Raw genomic sequence first — 21,625 nt, 5'->3', positions numbered from 1 at the left:
TTTAAGCATGATACCTAGCCACCATAGCTACTTCGTGGTCAGCATCTTTTCCGTTATGTGTTCATGTTATTAAGGTCCTGAAACAAGTTCAGGATGACGACCGTTCATGTATGGTTTTTTAAGCATAATACCTAACCATCACGTCATGCTGAACTTGTTTCAGCATCTTTTCCGTTATGTGTTCATGCTACTAAGGTCCTGAAACAAGTTCAGGATGACGAACGTTCATGTATGGTTTTTTAAGCATAATGACTAATTACCACGTCATGCTGGCTTTTAGCAAAGCGGGAAGCTACGAAGTTTCAAGCATTTCGCTCGGCCTACTACACGGCCACAAAATATTCTTCTTTTTCTGATGTATATGCTTTGATTACATTGGTCAAAATTAGATTTACCAGAATTTTTTGAGCTTTACGATAGGAACATCTAAGCAGTTTACTAAGTTCTTTAAGTGTGATTCGTTCGTTGCTATCGAGATATTCCAGAAGTTTTTTTTCATTATCAGAGTAAGAAATGAGTACTCCTTTATCTTTATAATCATTTTTTAAAACCTCCACTATAATTTTACTTGCCAAAACACTTTTGTCATCTATCCGAATATAAGCCCACCATTTTTTTTGATCATCTAAGGCGTAATGGGGCTTTGTGTCGCTTTCAGGAATGTTGACCACCAATACAAGTTTATCGTCAACATAAACCTCCTCAAAATATGGTTCTATGGCCGGTTTGCAAAACTGATGTGCGGAGGTAAGAATCATGTATTTCTCTTCCTCCTCTGATTTTACACCTTTAATTGTGCCATCATCTGCAACACCAACCAGTAATTTCCCACCTTTATTATTAGCGAAAGCCACTAAACTTTTTGCAATTTTTCCTGTATTGGTAATGGTTTTTTTAAAATCGAGCGTAACGCCCTCACCCTGCAAAATCAAACTCTTAATACTCGCCATATTACAATTAATAAGCAACAGTTGGCGTTTCGCCCTGGTGCAGATTTCGGATATATACTTCATTCATTACGGTAGCACAAAGCACTCCGTTTTTATCTATAATTTCCATTGGATATGCTTTAACAAACTTTCCGATGGTTTTTAATGCCTGCTCTGCTTCATTGATCATTTCATCAGTAACACGAATGGTAAAATATAAATTAGAGCGACCAGGTTTTAAATATTGTATTGATGCACTTTTTAACCACACCCGAACTTTGAAACCCCGTCGTTGCATCAATTGATCAAACAGCAACGCGTAAAACGGATCTGTTGCAGCGTAAATCGTACCTCCGAAAATAGAGCCATTATAGTTTTTATTTAAGAAACTTTTGCTCAGTTTAACAGTACAACTTTTAAAATCATCTTCAAATTTCTGAACCCAAATGCGCTGGAAAAACAATGGCGGATAAAGACGCATTACCCATTTTAGGGTGTTTTGAGAAATAATCATATTTACTAATATCAGAAAGTTTTGCCACCTTTTAAAGTTTTATAGACGATGTTTTAGTAATATTTTAGTAAATTAGAGCTATGCATGTATATGATACCGTTACGGCAGCACTAGCCGATTTAGACACTCGGGGTTATCAATTAGATTTTAATTTAACCCCCGATGCTTTAGAGTGTAAAGAGATTGAATTACGCTTAATGCCCGAAGAATTCGAAATAGATGAAGTTTATCGCTTCGAAGGCATGACCGATCCGGCAGATAGTGCCGTGGTTTACGCCATTTCATCAAATGTTGGTAATTTAAAAGGAGTTTTGGTTGATGCTTATGGGGTCTACGCAGAAAATGTTTCTCCGGATTTGTTGGATAAATTAAAAATTCATCATTAAATATTTGAAGTTATTATTGCTCAACGCTATATTTTTATTGGTAATTACCTGCAAATCAATACGATCTGTTTGATATGTTGCGCTGAAAACCAAAAAAAATAAAACCAAATGATTATAAGGTTGTTAAGATTAGAGATAACAATAAAAACTATGAAAAAAATAATTTTAAGTCTTGCTTTTGCCGGCTCATTAATGATAGCTACATCAGCATGCAATTCGTCTAAAAACATGGCTGGTTCTTCAGACAGTACATTGACGGATTCGACCACGACGGCTCCAATGGATACAACATCAACCACAACGCCGCCTGACACAACAAGAACTACGCCTCCAATGTAGGCAGATAAGAGCCACCTCGAGTGGCTTTTATTTTTTAATATCTATTTTATTTATTTGTGCTTATTTGTATTTTCAGCAAATAAACCAAATACTTAAATGGATTCCCAATTAAAAGCCAATAACCGAAATGTTGTTTTCTTAGTCATTGTAGCCGCATTAGGCTATTTTGTAGATATTTATGATCTTGTTTTATTCTCTGTTGTACGTGTACAGAGTTTAACTGAAATTGGCGTGCCTGCAGAAAACATGCAATCTGACGGTTTTTTGATCATCAATTCACAAATGTTTGGTTTGCTTTTAGGTGGTATACTTTGGGGAATTATGGGCGATAAACTTGGCCGGATAAAAGTACTGTTCGGATCAATCCTTTTATATTCCCTGGCCAATATTGCAAATGGATTTGTGACCTCAGTAAACAGTTACGCAATAATCAGGTTTATTGCAGGAATCGGATTGGCAGGAGAACTTGGTGCTGGAATTACACTTGTTGCCGAAACAATGGATAAAGAAAAACGCGGTTACGGAACAATGATCGTAGGTGCCATTGGCTTATTGGGAGCAGCAGTTGCCGCTACAGTTGCCGCTAAATATACCTGGCAAACATCATATTTTGTAGGTGGAGGAATGGGATTGATTTTACTTTTACTTCGTGTCGGCACTTTTGAATCGGGGATGTTCAAACACGCAGCCAATCAAAAGGAAGTTGCTAAAGGAGATATCTTCATGCTCTTTAACAACAAGAAACGTTTCCTGAAATATCTGTATTGTATTTTAATTGGCATACCGTTATGGTTTATGGTTGGTATATTGGTTACACTCGCACCCGAGTTTGGAAAAGCATTAGGTGCCACCGAACCATTAAAAGCAGGTACCGGGATTATGTTCACTTACTTTGGCATCGCTATTGGCGATGTAGTAACAGGACTACTTTCTCAAGTACTCAAATCCAGAAAGAAAACGGTGTTCATCTTTCATTTATTGTCTGTTATTAGTGTGATTGTTTATTTAACCAGTTTCGGCCTGAACAGCGATTCCTTTGTATGGATTTGCCTGTTTATGGGCTTTTCTGTAGGTTACTGGGCAACATTTGTTACCATTGCTTCAGAACAATTTGGAACAAATATTCGTGCTACAGTAACCACAACGGCACCCAATTTTGTTCGCGGTGCTTTAATCCCAATTACATTTTTATTTGAATTTTTGGCTGAAAAGTACGGTTTAATTACCGCCGGATATTTAGTTATGGCTATTCTAACCATCATAGCAATGTTTGGCTTAAGCCAGTTAAAAGAAAGTTTCAGTAAAGATTTAGATTATTTGGAAGATTAGTTTTCTTTCCGCGCATTGTCAATAAAATGTACTATCTAAACATAAATCGTCATAGCTATTTTAATAGACTTAAATTTGTATTGAAATACAAGGTTTACCATGTTTAAGGAAGAAGTAGCAGCGCGTTATCAGCAAATTCAGGACGAAATTTGCAGGGGATTGGAAATTGCTGATGGCAAAGGGAAATTCGAGGAAGAAATTTGGGAAAGAGAAGGTGGGGGAGGTGGCCGTACACGAATTATGCAGCATGGTGCTATTATTGAAAAAGGCGGCGTTAATTTCTCTGCTGTATATGGAAAATTGCCTGAGGCCGTGAAAAAAGCATTTCAGGTTACAGAAGATGATTTTTTTGCAACTGGTGTTTCTATTGTTATTCATCCAAATCATCCTTTGGTTCCAATTATTCATATGAATATTCGTTATTTCGAATTAAATGAAAATACAAGGTGGTTTGGTGGTGGTATCGATTTAACACCGCATTACGTTTTTGAAAATGATGCCCGTTTTTTTCATCACAAATTAAAGCAAGCCTGCGATGATTTCAACAAAGATTTCTATCCAAAATTCAAAACTCATGCCGATGACTATTTCTTCATCAAACATCGCGAAGAAACACGGGGTATTGGAGGGATCTTTTATGATCGGTTGAAACCAGAAAATACAAATTTGAGTTGGGAGGAAATTCTGGATTTTTCAATAAATATTGGCGAAACATTTTTGCCTGTTTATACCGAGTTAATTGATCGAAACCGGGATAAAGAATTTACTGAAATTCAAAAGCAATGGCAATATCAACGACGCAGCCGCTATGTTGAGTTTAACCTGGTTTATGATTCAGGAACTAAATTTGGATTGGAAACAAATGGCAGAATTGAATCAATTTTAATGAGTTTACCTCCACAAGCCAATTGGGCATATAATTTTCAACCTGAGGTTAATTCTGAGGAATACAAAACTTTGCAGTTACTCAAAAAAGGAATTAAATGGATTTAAAATAAGGTTAAGGGCTGGTTAATTAAATGATATCCTGATTTTAATTTTCCGATTCTGAAATTGTTTACCATTTCATGAGCAATTCTGGTTGGCTCGGGTATCCGGTAATTTCCAACACATTTTTTAATTATTTCGAGACTTTGTTCTTGTGTAATTAAATGTCCTGCTGAAACATAAATTGGACTGCAATTCATTTTGGTTCTCATAGCAAAGCCCAATGTTTCTCCATAACTTTTGATTTCAGTTTTAGCGAACTTTACATTTTCAGGAACATGATTTTCTCCGTAAAGCATACTTTTAGCACAACCAATAGTCGGTTGATCAGCTAAAATTCCAAAATGTGATGCGACACCCATTCGACGGGGATGCAATATTCCATTTCCGTCTAATACGAGAACATCAGGTTTTTCTGAAATTAAACTCCAGGTTTTCAAAAGCGCAGGAACTTCTTTGAAACCCAAATATCCTGGCTTGTAAGGGAAATTTGTTTCAAAGGTTTCTAATGCAAATGCTTTTAAAACCATCTCAGGATAATTCAATATTACAATTCCAGCATACATTGTTGTGCTGTTTTTGTTAAAGGATATATCTGCGCCAGCTATTGTAGAAATTCCCTGGAGATGTTGAAATTTTAATTGTTTTGCTAGTTGATTTTGTAAAGCAGTTGCATCTTCAAAAGAGAAATGATCATACATATATTCTTTAACAACTGAAAAAGCTAATTGATTAGAAAATTTAATAACTTTTATCTGACTAATTATATTATTATATTTGTCCTATAATTAACATTATGTTAAGTTAATAGGTGCTTATCCCCTCAAGACAGTGGAACAATATATTACTTTATTTTACGTGGTATTTAACCAATCAACCTTGACTATTCTGATGGTACAGTTTGCCTTCCTAAAAAAATCAAAGTTTTGCTTAGAAACTCCCGTTATTTGAAACATTACGAAAATAAACTTTCTCTCCCGTACCAACGGAATTAAAATACAATGGGTTTTTACGGGTTAGCCTTTTTGCAGTAAAGTTAGGACTAACGCCATTACCCCAACCTAAATCACCATATTGCAATTTAGTAGTCAAAGTATTGCCTTTAAAACGGAACTTATATAAAAAATTTTGAACAGTGTCAATTTTACAAAAGCCGTTTACCCGATCATAATTAACGTTGAACATGCCGCCTCCCATGTTATAGCTAGGTTTTCCACTATTAACATCTAAATAAATTAGATAACCAGATGTTTTTTTCTTGTAGACATAGGCCTTTGCATAAGCACTGTCATTATAGTTTACCAAATATGTGCCCTGATTTTGGGCCATAACATAAACCGAACAAAACAAGGCCAGAAAACTAAATAATAATTTTTTCATTTTAATGCTTGGTTAAATTTATTCGAATAAATATATATTATGCTTGTTTACCTTTTCCTATAATTCCTGTAATCTGCGATTGAGCTCGAGAACTTTATCTGTTGCTTGTTTTCGGGTGTAGATCTCGATTAGTAACTGAACAGTTTTTTTATCGTTTGGATTGATTTCATTAGCGCGTTGCAAAGCAAACTGAGCTCTGTTAATCAAATTATTATAATTTGTTAATTTATCAGCTTCATTTTTTCTGATCACTTCATTGGCACTATTTATATAAGCCAAACCTAGTTGATATAAAGCGTCAAAATAATTTTGATCTGTGCTTAAAGCATTATCATAAGCCAAAATCGCTGTAGAGTTATTTCCATTTACTTGTTGTAGATATCCATACAAAAAATACAACAGTTTATTTCCTCTTTCTACTTTTAAATTGCCTTCTATTAAAGATGCAGCCCTTGTATAGTTTTCTGTATCTAATAAAAGATTAATATAATCATTCGTTAAATTACGCTGAAAAGGATTCTTTAGCAAACCATCTTCTAATGTTTTAATAGCAGCTTCATTATCGTATTTCGCAACATATAATTGAGCCAGTTTTTGAAACATGCCAGCATTGCGAATTCCGTTATCTTTGGCTCTGTTAAAATAATGAATAGCTTCATCGTAATTTTGGATATTTAGCGCGCAAATGGCCGTATTTAATGCTAAAGTACTATCAGTTGGAAAGCTGTCGCTAACTTCTTTCAGGTCTGTATAAGCTTCACGAAAATCATTGTTAAAATATGATGCATTTCCTTTATCCTGCTTTTTAATGAGGATATTATGATGAGAAGCTTTGATCAAACCTGAATTGTCTTCATATTTATCTAAACTTCTGGCCTGTTTTACAGCCGCAACAGCGGCATCATAAAATTTATCAGCATTTCCTTTATCAGTATCAATTAATGATGCAAATGATGTGAGATAAGATTTTATTGACCAGGTTTCTGCCCAATTCTTAGTCTTATTGTCTTTTTCTGCAGATTCAATTGATTTTAATCCCTCAGCAATAATAGCCAGCTGTTTCTTTTCATCATCCTTGTTCGCAATGGCAGCTTGTAGTTTGCCTACTGCATTTCTGGCAATTAATATTTGACTTTTTTGAGCCAGTGCATTAAATGAACATAAAATCAAGAAGGATAATAATAACCTGGAACCGATTTGCATAAATGATAATATTTGTATGATAATTGGTAAAATGTATTGCTAATGCTGTAAAAATAAACAAAAAAAAAGAGTCTTGATAAAATCAAGACTCTTTTTTAGCACTAACAAATATTATTGCTTTGGCAAAGCATCTAAACGTTTCTTAATGTCTTCATAGTTTTTAGTATCGTTTCTGAAGGCATAAATGGTTTTTAATGTTTCTAAAGCACCAGCATTTTTTGGATCAATTTCCAATGCTTTTTTATAATAAGGTAAGGATTTATCTAACAATCCATTCATTTTAGTGGTTACCTCATTAAATTCTTTTACTTTTTTTGAGTCAATTTTATTTCTATCATTTTGCAATTTTAATGCTTGCGAAAAGTAGATATTACCCAATAATACCTGATAATTTGGATTTGTTGGTTCTTTTGTAGCTAATGCATTCAACATTTGCTCTGATTTTGCAGCATCTCCCCTGTCAATATAGATTTGAGTTTCAGTTTTGATCAAATCGGCATTATCAGGATATTTAGCTACTGCCTCTTTAATTAATTCTAATGCAGCAGTAGTATCTTTTTGCTTTCTTAAAGTAATATCAACCAACTCATTGTATAATTCTTGTGATTGAGGAGAATTCAAAGAAATTACTTTTTTAAATTGTTGAACGGTTGCAGGATAATCTTCAATATTTCGGGCAGCAATACCGGCATTTAGATACATAGCAGTATCTGTAGGGTTAATCACTGTTGCCTGAACAAATTTTGCATAGGCAGTTTTATAATCCTGTTTATTGTAAGCTACTACACCAGCGTTTCTAACAGCGTTGGCTATATTGGTTTCTGCCAAGGCAATATTATCCTTTTCTGCTCCTTTGGTATCTAACTTTTTGGCTTCAGTTATTGCATCCTGAGCAATTTTCAAATTAGCGTCGGCATTAGCAACATTAACCGTATCTAAAATGGCCGCCGATGATGCGAATAAAGCACGGTATGACCATGCATCAGGCATTACTTTAGACTTCTCATCAGCAATTGCTTTGTCTGTATGGGCTAAACCATTCTTAACTGACTCTAGCTTCTTGTCTAATGGCGTTGAAGCATTTTGAGAAGTTAATTGAAAAATGCCCCATAACTTTTTTGCCTCATTAACTTCACTTTTCTGAGCAAATGCAGAGCTTACAGCTCCTGCTAAAATTATACCTAGAAATACTCTTTTCATAATTTTTATTCTAATCTTAATTTAGTTAATTTTCTTCTTCCGTTTCATTATCCGAATCAGTTTCTTCTTCTTCAGTTTCATCAGTTTCTGTTGTATCTGGCTCTACTTCTTCCCCATCTTTAACAACCACACTTTCTAAATCAACTGTTTCTTCCTCCTCTTCGTGATCAATCTTTGTAACCGATGCTATCTCATCATCTCCTTTTAATGATATTAAACGAACACCCTGTGTTGCACGCCCCATCACCCTTAAAGCAGAAACCGGAATTCTGATCACAATTCCTGAACGGTTAATGATCATCAGATCTTCGCTATCAGTAACGTCTTTAATGGAAACTAATTGTCCGGTCTTTTCAGTTACGTTAATAGTTTTAACACCTTTACCTCCACGATTGGTTACACGGTAATCTTCAATATCAGTGCGTTTTCCATATCCTTTTTCAGATACTACTAACACCGTAACTTCAGGATTGTTTACAGCAATCATGCCAACAACTTCATCTTGCTCGTTTGCAAGCCTAACACCACGTACGCCGGTAGCTGTTCTACCCATCGGACGAACAGTTTTTTCATTGAAACGAATAGCTCTTCCTGAGCGTAAAGCCATTACAATTTCGCTTTCTCCATTGGTTAAACAAGCTTCCAATAAAACATCACCATCGTTAATGTTGATTGCATTAATACCATTAACACGCGGACGAGAGTATGCCTCAAGAGAAGTTTTTTTAATGGTACCTTTTTTAGTACACATAATAATGAAATTGTTCTCTAAATACTCCTGATCTTTAAGATTTTTTACTTTAATGTAAGCCTTAATCTTTTCTTCTTTTGGAATATTGATGATATTCTGGATCGCTCTTCCTTTACTTGTACGCGAACCTTCCGGAATTTCATAAACCCTCAGCCAGAAACACCTTCCGGCCTCGGTAAAGAATAACATGTAGTTGTGATTTGTGGCAACAAGCATGTGCTCAATAAAATCTTCATTTCTTGAAGTACTGCCTTTTGATCCTTTACCACCTCTACCCTGCGCTCTGAATTCGGTTGCCGGAGTACGTTTTACGTAACCTTCGTGAGAAATGGTAATCACAACTTCTTCATCATCGATGAAATCTTCCATGCTCATATCTTCGGCTGAGTGAACAATTGTTGTTCTGCGTTCATCGCCAAATTTTTGCTTGATTTCTTCTAATTCATCTTTGATAATCTTCATTCGCAAACCTTCATCTGCTAAGATAGATTTCAAATATTCAATTGTTTTCATCAATTCAGCATACTCTTCTTTAATCTTATCGCGTTCTAGTCCTGTTAAGCGACGAAGCGTCATGTCCAGAATTGCACGAGCCTGAAGATCGCTCAGGCCAAATTTCTCCATTAAGCCTACACGAGCTTCTTCAGGAGTTTCTGATGCACGGATTAATTTAATAACTTCATCTAAATGATCTAAAGCAATTAAATATCCTTCTAAAATATGCGCCCTTTTTTCAGCTTCTGCCAGTTCATATTTAGTACGGCGAACCACTACATCATGTCTGTGATCCACAAAATGCACGATCAAATCTTTAAGATTTAACATTTGCGGACGACCTTTTACCAATGCAATGTTATTTACACTGAAAGAAGTTTGTAAGGCAGTATACTTATATAAGTTGTTTAAAACGATAGATGCATTTGCATCGCGCTTAATTTCATAAACAATACGGATACCATCTTTATTCGACTCATCCTTAATGTTTGAAATACCTTCCAGTTTTTTCTCGCCAACCAATTCAGCAGTGCGCTCAATCATTTGTGCTTTATTTACCTGGTAGGGAATTTCGGTTACAATAATGACTTCGCGGTCTTTAATATTCTCAATTTCAGCTTTAGCACGCATAACAATACGTCCGCGGCCAGTTTCAAAAGCTTCTTTAACACCTGTATAACCGTAAATAATACCGCCCGTAGGAAAATCAGGAGCTTTTACAAACTTCATCAGTTCTTCAATGGTAATATCTCTGTTGTCGATATAGTTAACCACGCCATCAATAACCTCTGTTAAGTTATGAGGAGCCATATTGGTTGCCATACCTACCGCAATACCCGATGATCCGTTAACTAAAAGATTAGGGATTTTTGCCGGTAAAACCGTGGGTTCCTGCAAAGTATCATCAAAGTTTAACTGAAAATCTACCGTATCTTTATTGATATCGGCAAGCATTTCTTCTGCAATTTTAGAGAAACGTGCCTCTGTATAACGCATTGCCGCTGGAGAATCACCATCAATGTGTCCAAAGTTTCCCTGACCATCTACCATTGGGTACCGTAAACTCCAATCCTGAGCCATACGCACCATAGTAAAATATACTGATGCATCGCCATGTGGGTGATACTTACCCAAAACCTCCCCTACAATACGGGCCGATTTTTTGTGCGGTTTATTACTGGTTACACCTAAATCGAGCATGCCATATAAAACACGGCGGTGAACCGGTTTCAATCCATCGCGTACATCAGGCAAAGCCCTTGATACGATTACCGACATTGAATAGTCAATGTAGGCCGATTTCATCTGCTCTTCTATATTAATTTGAATGATTTTGTCGTTTTGCTGATTTTCTAAATCTTCTGCCATAAATTATTATTCTCGTTATCAAAAACGATATTTAAAAAAGGTATTATTATAACCTTGCGAATTTAGCAAAAATATGCCGAATTAAGGCATTGTGGAAAAGTTTTGAGCTTTGGGTATAGGTTTTAAAACCTTGCTTTGCTTTTAATTCATTGAAGCCTAGTTTAAATCATTTTCATAAAAAATACAATTTGCAACTATTCTTTGTCTATCCTAATTTTTTATTCTAACGTTGGCAGTTTTGAGGGTTTACCTCATGCCTGATTTAAGTGGGTTTTATTCCGGAGTTGACAACTTTCTTTTTCAATGGCTATTAAGTTGTCAACTCTTAAAATTTCAGGATTTATTTATCTATAAACTCAGAGACAAACTAAGTTTTATTCCAGAGTTGACAACTTTCTTTTTCAGTGGCTATTAAGTTGTCAACTCTTAAAATTGATTCAGGATTTATTTATCTATAAAAATTCTAAGATAAACTAAATTTTATTCCAGAGTTGACAACTTTCTTTTTCAATGGCTATTAAGTTGTCAACTCTTAAAATTAATTCAGGGCTTATTATCTATAAACTCTGAGACAAACTAAGTTTTATTCCAGAGTTGACAACTTACCTTTTCAATGGCTATAAGTTGTCAACTCTTAAAATTTGATTCAGGACTTATTTATCTATAAAAATTCTAAGATAAACTAAATTTTATTCCAGAGTTGACAACTTTCTTTTTCAATGGCTATTAAGTTGTCAACTCTTAAAATTGATTCAGAAACTTATTTATCTATAAACTCTGAGACAAACTAAGTTTTATTCCAGAGTTGACAACTTTCTTTTTCAGTGGCTATTAAGTTGTCAACTCTTAAAATTAAATTGCGGTAAAATTCTATTTTTGCTTCATAACCCCAATATTATAATGGCAAAAAAGAAAAAATCGGCCATGATCTTCATCATGGTAACGCTACTGATTGATTTTACAGGTTTCGGAATTATTATTCCTGTTTTACCTAAATTGATTCAGGAATTTACTGGTGGTAGTGTTAGCATAGCGGCAGATTATGGTGGCTATTTAATGGTTGCCTTTGCATTGGCACAGTTTATCTTCTCGCCTATTATGGGTGGTTTAAGTGATCAATACGGCAGAAGGCCTATTCTTCTTTTCTCATTATTTGGTTTGGGTATAGATTATATCTTTCTTTCGTTTGCTCCCTCTATTTTCTGGCTCTTTATTGGTAGGATTATAGCAGGAATAACCGGAGCAAGTTTTACAACAGCAATGGCTTATATTGCTGATATTTCTGAACCTGAAAAGAAGGCACAAAATTTTGGAATGGTTGGTGCAGCGTTTGGTGTTGGTTTTATTCTGGGTCCTGTTATTGGAGGCTTGTTCAGTACTTTTGGCTTACGCGTTCCATTTATGATATCGGCTGGTTTAGCACTGGTAAACTGGCTTTATGGCTACTTCATCCTCCCTGAATCCTTATCAAAAGAAAAAAGAAGAGATTTTTCCTGGAAAAGAGCCAATCCTGTAGGTTCATTTCTAAATGCATCAAAATATCCAGCCATTTTAGGTTTACTGGCTACACTTCTGTTATTATATATCGCCAGTCATTCCGTTCAATCCAACTGGTCTTATTACGTGATCGAAAAATTTCAATGGGATTCAACAATGATTGGCTACTCTCTTGGCGTAGTTGGTTTAATGGTTGCAGTGGTACAAGGAGGGTTAATCAGAATCATCATTCCTAAAATCGGAAATCGAAAAGCCATTTATTTTGGATTAACATTATATGTGATCGGTTTTGTTTGTTTTGCTTTTGCCTCCAGTGGATTAATGATGATGCTTTTTATCATTCCGTATTGTTTGGCTGGAATTGGCGGACCAGCCATGCAAAGTATTATTTCAAATCAGGTACCTGAGAATGCCCAAGGCGAAATTCAAGGAATCACCACAAGCTTGCAGAGTTTGGCGGCTATTATTGGCCCTTGGTTGGCCAGCCATATTTTCGTTTACTTTATTCAGGATGGAACACCATTATATTTTCCCGGTGCACCATTTATAGTTAGTGCATTGCTTACCTTGATCGGATTATTCATTGCAATAAGGGCGCTAAAAAAATATCATTAAAGCAGCTCATTGGCTAAATTAGCCAATTCACTTCGTTCTCCTTTTTGCAGCGTAATGTGTGCGTAAAGCGGATGATTTTTAGCATTTTCAATCAGGTAAGATAAACCATTACTTTCTGAATCCAGATAAGGGGTATCGATCTGGTAAATATCGCCTGTAAAAACGATTTTGGTATGTTCGCCAGCTCTGGATATTATGGTTTTCACTTCGTGAGGTGTTAGATTTTGAGCTTCATCAATGATGAAGAAAATTTTGGTTAAAGTTCTACCCCTTATAAAAGCTAAAGGTGCAATGGCGATTTTTTCGGTTGTAATCAATTCATCAATCTTTTCCGACATTTTATCATCGCCAATGAACTGCTCTTTAATAAAGCGCAAATTATCCCATATCGGAGCCATAAATGGGTCAATTTTAGATTTTGCATCTCCAGGTAAAAAGCCAATATCCTTATTACTTAAAGAAACAATGGGCCTGGTTACATAAATTTGCCTGAAATTTTTGCGTTGTTCTAAAGCGCTCGCAATGGCTAATAATGTTTTGCCCGTTCCGGCATTACCCTGAATACTTACCAATTTGATTTCGGGATCTAATAATGCATGAATGGCAAAAGCCTGCTCTATATTTTTTGGTCTGATTTTAAAAACAGTATCGATAGAAACAGAAGAAATGGTTTTAAGATTGTGATTATAAAACACATTTGCAGTTTTACGTTTATTCTTTAATACATAAAAATGATTTCCATCTTTAAAGGGAAAATCAATGCTTGTTGTATTGATTATGTTTCCTTTTTTAACTTCATCAATAATAACTTCTGAGAAGTTTGTTAGTTCTGTTTTGCCCGCATAAAGCTCGTCAACGTTTTTGATTTTTCCTGTTTCATAATCTTCAGCAAATAAATCAAGTGCTTTGGCTTTTAGTCGCAGGCAAATATCTTTCGAAACCAAAACAACCTTCTTATCCGGATTTTCTTCTTTTAAACTTAAAGCTGCATTTAAAATTTTATGGTCAGTTTTACCTTTTCCAAAAACTTCTTCTGCATCAACCTTTAAAGGTTTTTCGTTGAAGACAACCCTGAACATTCCTGCTTTTTCTGCTTTCAGTGCAACCCAATCACTAATTAGTTTCTGCTTTGATGTTTGATCTATTAATCTGATAAAACTTCTTGCCTCAAAATTACGGGTATCGTTGCCACTTTTAAAATTGTCCAGCTCTTCTAAAACCTGAATCGGAATGGCAACATCATGCTCATGAAAATTATTAATAGCATCGTGATCATATAAAATTACCGATGTATCTAAAACGAAAATCTTTTTTGATGGATTTGAAGCTAATTTACCTTTTGTGGCCATTTGGTAAATTTAATGTTTTAGGGATAATAAGCGGAAAAATTTGCTATTCTTTTTATGTGATACGATTAAAATTCAGGCAAAATAAAAACGGGGTTCTTCTTCTTTCGATTCAGTTCCCCGTTTTAACCTTAAAACAACCGTAGTTGTGTTTAAAGCATCTAATTCCTGTTACTTTGATTTTTCCGTTTTCGTTAGGTTTTGCAACTTTTACGACTCGTGAAAATTTATTTCCAACTATTCCGTCCGTAAACTTCCTAGTTTTCAATAAGCTCTGTTTGGGCCTGTGCGATTTTCTTACTATCCATCTTTCGATGGCTAATGTATATTCTTACTCGGTTTAACCCTTTCTGAAGCTAATCGTTTTCCCTGTTAACACATCCGAAACGATTTCCCTTTCGGTGCCTCACTTCTTTTGGATTGTTTTATCAGAATTCAAAGTACTTCGTAATTGATATGATCTAATTTAGTGTCAAATCAGTATTTTGTCAAGAGAAAAATACTTGTTTTTATAAACAAAGTTATTAACGTAAAATAGCTATTTATCAACAAGTTAAATTCGCTTTTTTGCTGATTTTAGTGTAATGAGTAACGTTTACTAAAGGTTATTAACATTTAGGTAGTTTAAACTTATAAACAAAATGTAACATTTTAGTATTCAGTTTGATAGTGTAATTCTGCTTAAAATTTAAATATTTTAGAAAAACTTAATTTTCATCACAACAAAAAACATCTGTATTATGTTATTTTTGTAACATGCAGATCAGGCAACCGATTAGAAATATTCAAGATTTTTTATTGAGTACGTACTTTGCCGACGGCTTGCGCATTACCATTGGCGTTCTCCTCCCCTCACTTATTTTAGCACAATTTGGAATGCTTACCTATGGCATGACGCTATCTCTCGGTGCTTTATGTGTTAGTGTGGTAGATAGTCCGGGGCCAATGGTTCATAGGCGCAATGCCATGTTTATTACCACGGCACTGATTTTTGTATTTTCCATTATAACGGGTTTAACCAATAAAAATCATTATTTCATTGGTTTCTTATTGGCGATATCAAGCTTTATATTTTCCATGTTTTACATCTATGGAGTTAGGGCTGCCGCAGTAGGAACAGCTGTTTTACTCATTATGGTACTCAGCATAGATGATGTTCGTCCATGGAAAGAAGTGATCGTTCATGCTCTAATGATTCTTGCAGGAAGCCTTTGGTACACTGGCTTAAGCTATTTTGTTTATCGCCTTCGCCCCTTCCGTTTGGTTCAGCAATCGTTAAGTGATTCTATTTTAGAAGTTGCAGAATTTTTGAGAGAAAAAGCAAAGTTCTACCATCAGAATAACAATTATGAAAAAACCTATGCTGATTTAATACAGTTACAGGTTTCTGTTCATGAAAAACAAGATGCCGTTAGAGAATTGCTTTTTAGAACGAGAGAAATTGTAAGGGATTCTACCCCTGAAGGTCGCTTTTTGCTTCTGGTATTTGTAGATATGGTGGATTTGTTTGAGCAAGTCATGTCTACCTACTATAATTATCAGCAATTACATGATCAATTTGATAAAGCCGGCATATTATCTGATTATGAAATGGCCATAAAACGTATTTCTTATGCACTTGATGATGTTGCCTTTGCTTTGAAAAGTGGCGGAAAACCCGTTTTATCAAAACGTTTACTGATTGAAATTGAACGATTAAAAATCAAGATCAATAATTTAGAGAAAAACAATACCAATCAGGAATATAATACAATTGGAATTATTGCCCTGAAAAACATTGAGGTTAACATCGAAAATATTTTATCGAGGGTTAAAACAATATTCAGCTATTTTAAAGTGAGAAGCAGCAAGGATATACGACAGGCTGAGGTTGATACAGAAAAATTTATTACCAGGCAAAAATTTGATTTCGACTTATTTAAAGAGAACCTGACTTATAGTTCATCAACTTTCAGGCACTCGTTAAGGGTAACAGTTGTAATGTCGCTGGGCTTTGTGGTTTCTCAAATTCTGGATTTTTCTCATAGCTATTGGATTCTACTTACCATTTTAGTTATCTCAAAACCTGGTTTTAGCTTAACAAAAGAGCGCAATTATCAGCGTTTAATTGGAACAACCATTGGTGCTTTTATAGGAATGGCGGTGCTGAGTTACATTCATGACAAAAATATATTGTTTATAATATTGCTGATTTGCATGATTGGCAGTTATAGTTTCCAAAGGAAAAATTATGTTGTCAGTGTACTTTTCATGACGCCCTATATCTTAATTCTGTTCGATTTTTTAGGTATGGGATCTATCGCACTGGCCCGAGAGAGAATCTATGATACTTTTATTGGATCTGGAATTGCATTGTTAGCCAGTTATTCACTTTTCCCTACCTGGGAACATGAAAAACTTAAGGAGGCCATGGTAAATATTATTAAAGCAAATAAAGCTTATTATGAACAGGTTGTTCGGTTATATTTTGAAAAAGTTTATAACCGTACAGAATATAAATTAGCCAGAAAGGAAGTTTACGTAAGTACAGCTAATTTAGCATCCTTATTTCAAAGGATGTTTTCAGAACCTAAAAGCAAGCAATTATTTATTAAAGAAGTTCATCAATTCACAGCATTAAGCCATTTGCTTTCTTCTTACGTGGCAACACTATCGTTATATAATAAGGAACATCAGTTTATTTTTGAAAATTTTGATGTGTTGAAACCAATGGCAAAAAATACTGATTATTTGCTCGATACCGCGATCAACAATTTGATTGAAGGAAAAAACACGATTGACAATGTGCCACTGATCAGGTTAAATGATACAGGGCTGAATATTAAAAAGGGAGAAGATCTCATTCCTGAACAATTTGATTTGATTCAGAAAGTTGCCTACGATATTTATAAACTGACCGTAAAAATCAAAATCTAATAAGTGGTATCGACATTTAGGTTGAACACTATTTGAGCATTACATGCTAACTTTTATCTTCCAAATCCTTTCTTTTAAATATAGTTGAATCAATAATCTGGATGCTGTTACTATAAGGGTAATCATTTATTTCATATTCTTATTAAAAGAGCTATTTTTGACACTAATCAAATTAATGTTTTATTCCTAATGCATTCAGCTTTTTTTATACGAAACCTAGAAAAATTCTATCATTCCTTAAATAAAAACCATTCTATATTGATTGTTTGGTTAATCATTACCATTATTTTTTCCATACAAGGACTGGCTACGTTTCGGTATAACAATTATCTGATTTTTGAAAACACCTGGAGAAATCTTATTCATCAACAAAACTTATACCTGCTTTATCCCGGTTATCACGAAGATTCCAATCACTACGGACCAATCTTTAGTGTATTGGTAGCACCGTTTGCCTGGCTACCCAATGGAATCGGGTTATTTCTGTGGAATATTTTCAATGGTATAGTTTTATTTCAGGCAATTCAAACTTTAAATATTTCTGATCAGGCTAAAAGAACGATTGGTTATATTGCTTTACCATGCTTAGTTGTATCAATGCTTAGTGAACAGTTTAACCCAACGGCTGGTGCACTGATCATTCTAAGTTTCACTCAATTGAACAGAAATCGAGGGTTTTGGTCTGCAGCTTTTATTGTGTTAGGTACATTTATAAAGTTATATGGCATTATGGGACTGGCATTTTTCTTTTTTGTAAAAGATAAACCTCGTTTTATTTTATACCTTATTATCTGGTCGATTATCTTGTTTGTGTTTCCCATGTTGTTTTCATCCCCTGATTTTATTATTCAATCTTATCAGGATTGGTATCACTCTCTGGTGCATAAGAATCAAACCAACATTGCAGATAGCACTTCTGATTTATCAATTTTGGGCTTTATAAGAAGTATCCTGAACTTGCCCAATATGTCAAATGCTCCTGCCATTATCAGCGGATGTATCTTGTTTTTGCTTCCTTTTTTAAACATTAAAAATTATAGAAAACAGGAGTTTCAGCTCTATATTTTAGCTTCAGCATTATTATTTCCGGTTTTGTTCAGCTCTGGTGCAGAAGATTGTACTTATATCATCAGTATTGCCGGAGTTGGCATTTGGTATATATCCGATAAAACAGGCCGGACAAAAAAGATTATCCTCGCGATATTATTGATTTTTGCCTGTAATTTACCTTTGGCCATTTTCCCGAAAATAGGCAAGCAATACCCAATGTTCATGTCGATGTTAAGTGTGCCGTTTTTTATTGTCTGGTTACTTATTATTTATAAGGCAACCTTTTACCAAAGCTTACCATCAGAAGAATCCAAACAGCTAAATCCAAACAATGCTTAGAACTGTTTGTTAATCTTATCTAAATAAAAAACATTATGGAAAAGCTATATACAGCTGAAGTTACAGCAACCGGAGGAAGAGATGGACACATTAAATCAAGCGATGGGATTCTGGATTTTGAATTACGAAAACCAAAAGAACTTGGCGGACAGGGAGGAGCTACCAATCCGGAAGAATTATTTGCAGCGGCTTGGGGTCCATGTTATTTAGGTGCTTTAGGTTCAGTTGCCGAACGTGAGGGTGTAGATGTTAGTGAAGCAAATGTGAAAGTGCTGGTTTCGTTTAATAAAGATGGAAACTCATTTGTGTTATCGGCTGATTTAGACGTTCATATTCCAGGAATATCACATGAAGAAGCACAAATATTGGCAGATAAGGCTCATAGAGCCTGTCCATATTCAAAAGCTACAAAAGGAAATATTGAAGTAAGAGTAACAGCGGTTTAAAATTAAATTGCTTATAATAAAAAAAGCGGCTTCGGCCGCTTTTTTTATTATCCTTTTTAGAAGCTAAACTGCTTCCTGTTCAATTCTGGTATTTGCTGGCCGGCCGTTTTTGAATGCATCGCGTGTTTTCAAACCGAGGAGTTCAAACATGGCCATATCATCTACAAAAGCAGGATTTGGCGTAGTCAACAATTTATCGCCCGCAAAAATAGAGCTAGCTCCGGCCATAAAACAGAAAGCTTGTTCAAGTGTGCTCATTTCATTTCTTCCTGCCGATAAACGTACAACCGAATTAGGCATTACGATACGTGCTGTGGCAATCATTCTTACCATATCCCAAATTGGAACGCGAGGTTGATCTGCCAACGGAGTACCTTTTACGGGTACCAGGGCATTAACCGGAACCGATTCAGGATGTTTTTCCATGTTGGATAGAGTTTGAAGCATGGATACCCGATCTTCAACTGTTTCACCTAAACCAATAATGCCACCACTGCAAACCGTTAATTTTGCTTTTCTTACATTTTTGATCGTGTTTAAACGATCATCGTAAGTTCTGGTTGATATAATGCGTTTGTAGTCATCTTCAGAAGTGTCGATATTATGATTATAAGCATATAAACCTGCGTCGGCTAAGCGTTGAGCCTGATTTTCTGTAAGCATACCCAATGTACAGCAAACCTCCATATCCATATCATTAACCGCTTTTACCATTTCTATCACACGATCAAAATCGCGGTTATCGCGAACTTCTCTCCAGGCTGCTCCCATACATAAACGTGAGGCCCCACCCTCTTTTGCTTTAACAGCCGCGCTTACTACCTGGCTTACCTGCATTAAAGGTTGCACTTCTAAGTCGGTATGATAACGTGCAGCTTGCGGGCAGTATGAACAATCTTCGGCGCAGCCACCGGTTTTGATTGAGATTAATGAACTTACCTGAACTTCATTATAATCTTTATTTTCTCTGTGGATAGTTGCTGCCTCATAAACCAAATCTAAAAATGGCCTGTTGTAAATTTCGTATATTTCTTCTTTGGTCCAATCGTGTCTTGTTGTTTGCATCGGGATCAGAATTTTTGAATTTAAGGATTAAAAATCATCTCAATTAATTTACAGGATTTTAAGTTTTAGGTTACAATATTTCATTTTTATATCGAAATCCCAAAATCAAGCAATCCTGATTATAATAATAGTTTACTGGCCAATCCTAAAATCAGCAGGAAGCCAAAAACATCGGTAAAAGTAGTAATAATAATAGAGGATGCAATGGCCGGATCGATTCCAACACGCTTTAAAATTAGCGGAATTCCCGCACCAGTTACTCCGGCAATCAATAGATTTCCCGTCATTGCCAGGAAGATAACTAAACCAAGCATTGGATTTCCATCAAAAAAGAAAGCGAAAATAAATACAATTAAACCATTTACAGCACCGTTAATTAAGCCTACTGTAAACTCTTTTAAAACTGTTCTGTAAGCTTGATTGTCTGTTAAATCATAAAGTGAGATACGCCTAACCGTTACAGCAAGTGCCTGGGTAGCAGCATTTCCTCCCATACCTGCAATAATGGTCATGTATGCAGCCAACGATGGAATTAATTTAATTGTTGGGTCGAAATACCGAACTACTGATGATGCTAAAAATGCAGTTCCGAGATTAATGATTAACCAGGGCAAACGCGATTTTACTGCCTCGATCCAGTTGCCACTCAATTCTTCATCTTCAGATACACCAGAAATCTTCAAAATATCTTCAGTACTTTCTGCTTCCATTACATCAATCACATCATCAAATGTTATACGCCCCAATAACTTTTGGGTATCATCAATTACCGGAATACTGGTTAAGTTGTATTGGGAAATTAAATTAGCCACTTCTTCCTGATCGGTATTCGGGTGGACATACACGGCATCCATGTTTACCAGCTCAGTGATTTGAGCGTTATGTTTTGCCTTGATGATATCTTTAAGAGAGACAATGCCTTTGAAAATCTTTTCGTCATCTACTACGTAAATGGTATAGAATTCTTCCATCTCTTCGCTCTGACGGATAATTTCATCAATGGCATCTTTTTTTGTAAGATTGATGTTTACGCAGATCAATGCTGTATTCATCAAACCTCCAGCGGTTTTCTCGTCGTAAGTTAAAAGATTTCTGATCTCTGATGCATCTTCCTCGTTCAGATCTTCAAGGATCTCTTTCTGTTCATGATCTTCAAGTTGGGAAATAATGTCTGTGGCATCATCATAATCAAGTTCCTCAACAATTTCAGTACGCTTATCGGGATGAAGTTGAAAAAGTAAATTCTCAGGATGAGATTCTTCATCCATTTCAGAGATAATTTCAGATGCTGTTTCGGCAGGAAGTAAGTTGATGATATGTTGCTGCTCAGATTTATCTAAACGTTCAAATAGAATGGCGATTTCTGAGGCATGATATTCCTCCAACACCTCTTTTAAGGTTTCATCTCCGGCTAAAATCGCATTTTTAACCTTGAGTACATCGCTCTTATCTATCTCGAATGATTGCATA

Annotated in this window: 17 protein-coding genes; 7 read left to right on the top strand and 10 right to left on the bottom strand. The window is 35.3% G+C overall.

Annotated elements, in window-relative coordinates:
* Positions 1–323: 323 nt before the first annotated feature.
* Both DU508_RS01610 and DU508_RS01605 read right to left on the bottom strand, forming a co-directional pair.
* A complete protein-coding gene (locus DU508_RS01610; RefSeq protein WP_115401106.1) occupies positions 324–950 on the bottom strand; it encodes an RNA-binding domain-containing protein in 627 nt (208 codons plus the stop codon).
* A 7-nt stretch (positions 951–957) separates the two neighbouring features.
* Entirely contained in the window at positions 958–1,443 is a 486-nt protein-coding gene (locus DU508_RS01605; protein WP_115401105.1) for a DUF4442 domain-containing protein, read from the bottom strand.
* Positions 1,444–1,523: 80 nt separating this feature from the next.
* On the opposite strand from DU508_RS01605, the gene DU508_RS01600 reads away from it, so the two are divergent.
* The 3 genes from DU508_RS01600 to hemF all read left to right on the top strand — a co-directional run bounded on the left by DU508_RS01600 (position 1,524) and on the right by hemF (position 4,490).
* Positions 1,524–1,829, top strand: a complete 306-nt coding sequence (locus DU508_RS01600) for a phosphoribosylpyrophosphate synthetase (RefSeq protein WP_115401104.1) — start codon at positions 1,524–1,526, stop codon at positions 1,827–1,829.
* Between the two features lie 435 nt (positions 1,830–2,264).
* Positions 2,265–3,497, top strand: coding sequence for an MFS transporter (locus DU508_RS01590; protein WP_115401103.1), 1,233 nt, complete (start codon positions 2,265–2,267; stop codon positions 3,495–3,497).
* Between the two features lie 99 nt (positions 3,498–3,596).
* The gene (hemF, locus tag DU508_RS01585) at positions 3,597–4,490 is read left to right on the top strand and encodes an oxygen-dependent coproporphyrinogen oxidase (RefSeq protein ID WP_115401102.1); all 894 of its coding nucleotides are present in this window, start codon (positions 3,597–3,599) and stop codon (positions 4,488–4,490) included.
* On the opposite strand, the gene DU508_RS01580 is transcribed toward hemF, so the two are convergent.
* The 5 genes from DU508_RS01580 to gyrA form a co-directional block, all read right to left on the bottom strand.
* Positions 4,487–5,185 (bottom strand): endonuclease V, encoded by a 699-nt coding sequence (locus tag DU508_RS01580; RefSeq protein WP_115401101.1) that lies wholly within the window; start codon positions 5,183–5,185, stop codon positions 4,487–4,489. The two genes, hemF and DU508_RS01580, sit on opposite strands and share 4 nt — an antisense overlap.
* Before the next feature lie 229 nt (positions 5,186–5,414).
* Positions 5,415–5,864, bottom strand: a complete 450-nt coding sequence (locus tag DU508_RS01575) for a hypothetical protein (RefSeq protein WP_115401100.1) — start codon at positions 5,862–5,864, stop codon at positions 5,415–5,417.
* A gap of 57 nt (positions 5,865–5,921) precedes the next feature.
* Positions 5,922–7,067: a tetratricopeptide repeat protein gene (locus tag DU508_RS01570; protein WP_115401099.1), complete on the bottom strand. Its 1,146-nt coding sequence runs from the start codon at positions 7,065–7,067 to the stop codon at positions 5,922–5,924.
* 111 nt (positions 7,068–7,178) lie between these two features.
* The gene (locus DU508_RS01565) at positions 7,179–8,267 is read right to left on the bottom strand and encodes a tetratricopeptide repeat protein (RefSeq protein ID WP_115401098.1); all 1,089 of its coding nucleotides are present in this window, start codon (positions 8,265–8,267) and stop codon (positions 7,179–7,181) included.
* 25 nt (positions 8,268–8,292) lie between these two features.
* Complete coding sequence (gyrA, locus tag DU508_RS01560; protein ID WP_115401097.1) at positions 8,293–10,881, bottom strand: DNA gyrase subunit A; 2,589 nt, start codon at positions 10,879–10,881, stop codon at positions 8,293–8,295.
* A gap of 900 nt (positions 10,882–11,781) precedes the next feature.
* On the opposite strand from gyrA, the gene DU508_RS01555 reads away from it, so the two are divergent.
* Positions 11,782–12,993 carry a TCR/Tet family MFS transporter gene (locus DU508_RS01555; RefSeq protein WP_115401096.1) on the top strand — a complete coding sequence of 404 codons (1,212 nt, stop codon included), beginning with the start codon at positions 11,782–11,784 and terminating at the stop codon, positions 12,991–12,993.
* Here the strand turns inward: DU508_RS01555 and DU508_RS01550 are convergent.
* Positions 12,990–14,342 carry a PhoH family protein gene (locus DU508_RS01550; RefSeq protein ID WP_115401095.1) on the bottom strand — a complete coding sequence of 451 codons (1,353 nt, stop codon included), beginning with the start codon at positions 14,340–14,342 and terminating at the stop codon, positions 12,990–12,992. The genes DU508_RS01555 and DU508_RS01550 overlap by 4 nt on opposite strands.
* A 753-nt stretch (positions 14,343–15,095) precedes the next feature.
* Here DU508_RS01550 and DU508_RS01545 point away from each other — a divergent pair.
* The 3 genes from DU508_RS01545 (at position 15,096) to DU508_RS01535 (ending at position 19,090) form a co-directional block, all read left to right on the top strand.
* A complete protein-coding gene (locus DU508_RS01545) occupies positions 15,096–17,255 on the top strand; it encodes an FUSC family protein (protein WP_115401094.1) in 2,160 nt (719 codons plus the stop codon).
* A 258-nt stretch (positions 17,256–17,513) separates the two neighbouring features.
* Positions 17,514–18,644 carry a glycosyltransferase family 87 protein gene (locus DU508_RS01540; protein WP_158542113.1) on the top strand — a complete coding sequence of 377 codons (1,131 nt, stop codon included), beginning with the start codon at positions 17,514–17,516 and terminating at the stop codon, positions 18,642–18,644.
* Positions 18,645–18,679: 35 nt separating this feature from the next.
* Positions 18,680–19,090 carry an organic hydroperoxide resistance protein gene (locus tag DU508_RS01535; RefSeq protein ID WP_115401092.1) on the top strand — a complete coding sequence of 137 codons (411 nt, stop codon included), beginning with the start codon at positions 18,680–18,682 and terminating at the stop codon, positions 19,088–19,090.
* Positions 19,091–19,153: 63 nt separating this feature from the next.
* Here DU508_RS01535 and bioB read toward each other — a convergent pair whose 3' ends face one another.
* Together bioB and mgtE are read right to left on the bottom strand one after the other, a co-directional pair.
* Positions 19,154–20,155, bottom strand: coding sequence for a biotin synthase BioB (gene bioB, locus DU508_RS01530; protein ID WP_115401091.1), 1,002 nt, complete (start codon positions 20,153–20,155; stop codon positions 19,154–19,156).
* A 119-nt stretch (positions 20,156–20,274) separates the two neighbouring features.
* Complete coding sequence (gene mgtE / locus DU508_RS01525) at positions 20,275–21,624, bottom strand: magnesium transporter (RefSeq protein ID WP_115401090.1); 1,350 nt, start codon at positions 21,622–21,624, stop codon at positions 20,275–20,277.
* Between the last annotated feature and the right edge of the window lies 1 nt (position 21,625).

The organism is Pedobacter chinensis (assembly GCF_003339865.1).
Classification (GTDB): domain Bacteria; phylum Bacteroidota; class Bacteroidia; order Sphingobacteriales; family Sphingobacteriaceae; genus Pedobacter; species Pedobacter chinensis.
This window is presented reverse-complemented; position numbering and strand designations above follow the sequence as displayed.

Coding starts and splice junctions, on each gene's coding strand:
- DU508_RS01570 (WP_115401099.1), bottom strand. CDS start 7,067: ATGCAAATCGGTTCCAGGTTATTATTATCCTTCTTGATTTTATGTTCA.
- mgtE (WP_115401090.1), bottom strand. CDS start 21,624: ATGCAATCATTCGAGATAGATAAGAGCGATGTACTCAAGGTTAAAAAT.
- DU508_RS01610 (WP_115401106.1), bottom strand. CDS start 950: ATGGCGAGTATTAAGAGTTTGATTTTGCAGGGTGAGGGCGTTACGCTC.
- DU508_RS01605 (WP_115401105.1), bottom strand. CDS start 1,443: ATGATTATTTCTCAAAACACCCTAAAATGGGTAATGCGTCTTTATCCG.
- DU508_RS01590 (WP_115401103.1), top strand. CDS start 2,265: ATGGATTCCCAATTAAAAGCCAATAACCGAAATGTTGTTTTCTTAGTC.
- DU508_RS01545 (WP_115401094.1), top strand. CDS start 15,096: ATGCAGATCAGGCAACCGATTAGAAATATTCAAGATTTTTTATTGAGT.
- gyrA (WP_115401097.1), bottom strand. CDS start 10,881: ATGGCAGAAGATTTAGAAAATCAGCAAAACGACAAAATCATTCAAATT.
- DU508_RS01580 (WP_115401101.1), bottom strand. CDS start 5,185: ATGTATGATCATTTCTCTTTTGAAGATGCAACTGCTTTACAAAATCAA.
- hemF (WP_115401102.1), top strand. CDS start 3,597: ATGTTTAAGGAAGAAGTAGCAGCGCGTTATCAGCAAATTCAGGACGAA.
- DU508_RS01535 (WP_115401092.1), top strand. CDS start 18,680: ATGGAAAAGCTATATACAGCTGAAGTTACAGCAACCGGAGGAAGAGAT.
- DU508_RS01550 (WP_115401095.1), bottom strand. CDS start 14,342: ATGGCCACAAAAGGTAAATTAGCTTCAAATCCATCAAAAAAGATTTTC.
- DU508_RS01565 (WP_115401098.1), bottom strand. CDS start 8,267: ATGAAAAGAGTATTTCTAGGTATAATTTTAGCAGGAGCTGTAAGCTCT.
- DU508_RS01575 (WP_115401100.1), bottom strand. CDS start 5,864: ATGAAAAAATTATTATTTAGTTTTCTGGCCTTGTTTTGTTCGGTTTAT.
- DU508_RS01600 (WP_115401104.1), top strand. CDS start 1,524: ATGCATGTATATGATACCGTTACGGCAGCACTAGCCGATTTAGACACT.
- bioB (WP_115401091.1), bottom strand. CDS start 20,155: ATGCAAACAACAAGACACGATTGGACCAAAGAAGAAATATACGAAATT.
- DU508_RS01555 (WP_115401096.1), top strand. CDS start 11,782: ATGGCAAAAAAGAAAAAATCGGCCATGATCTTCATCATGGTAACGCTA.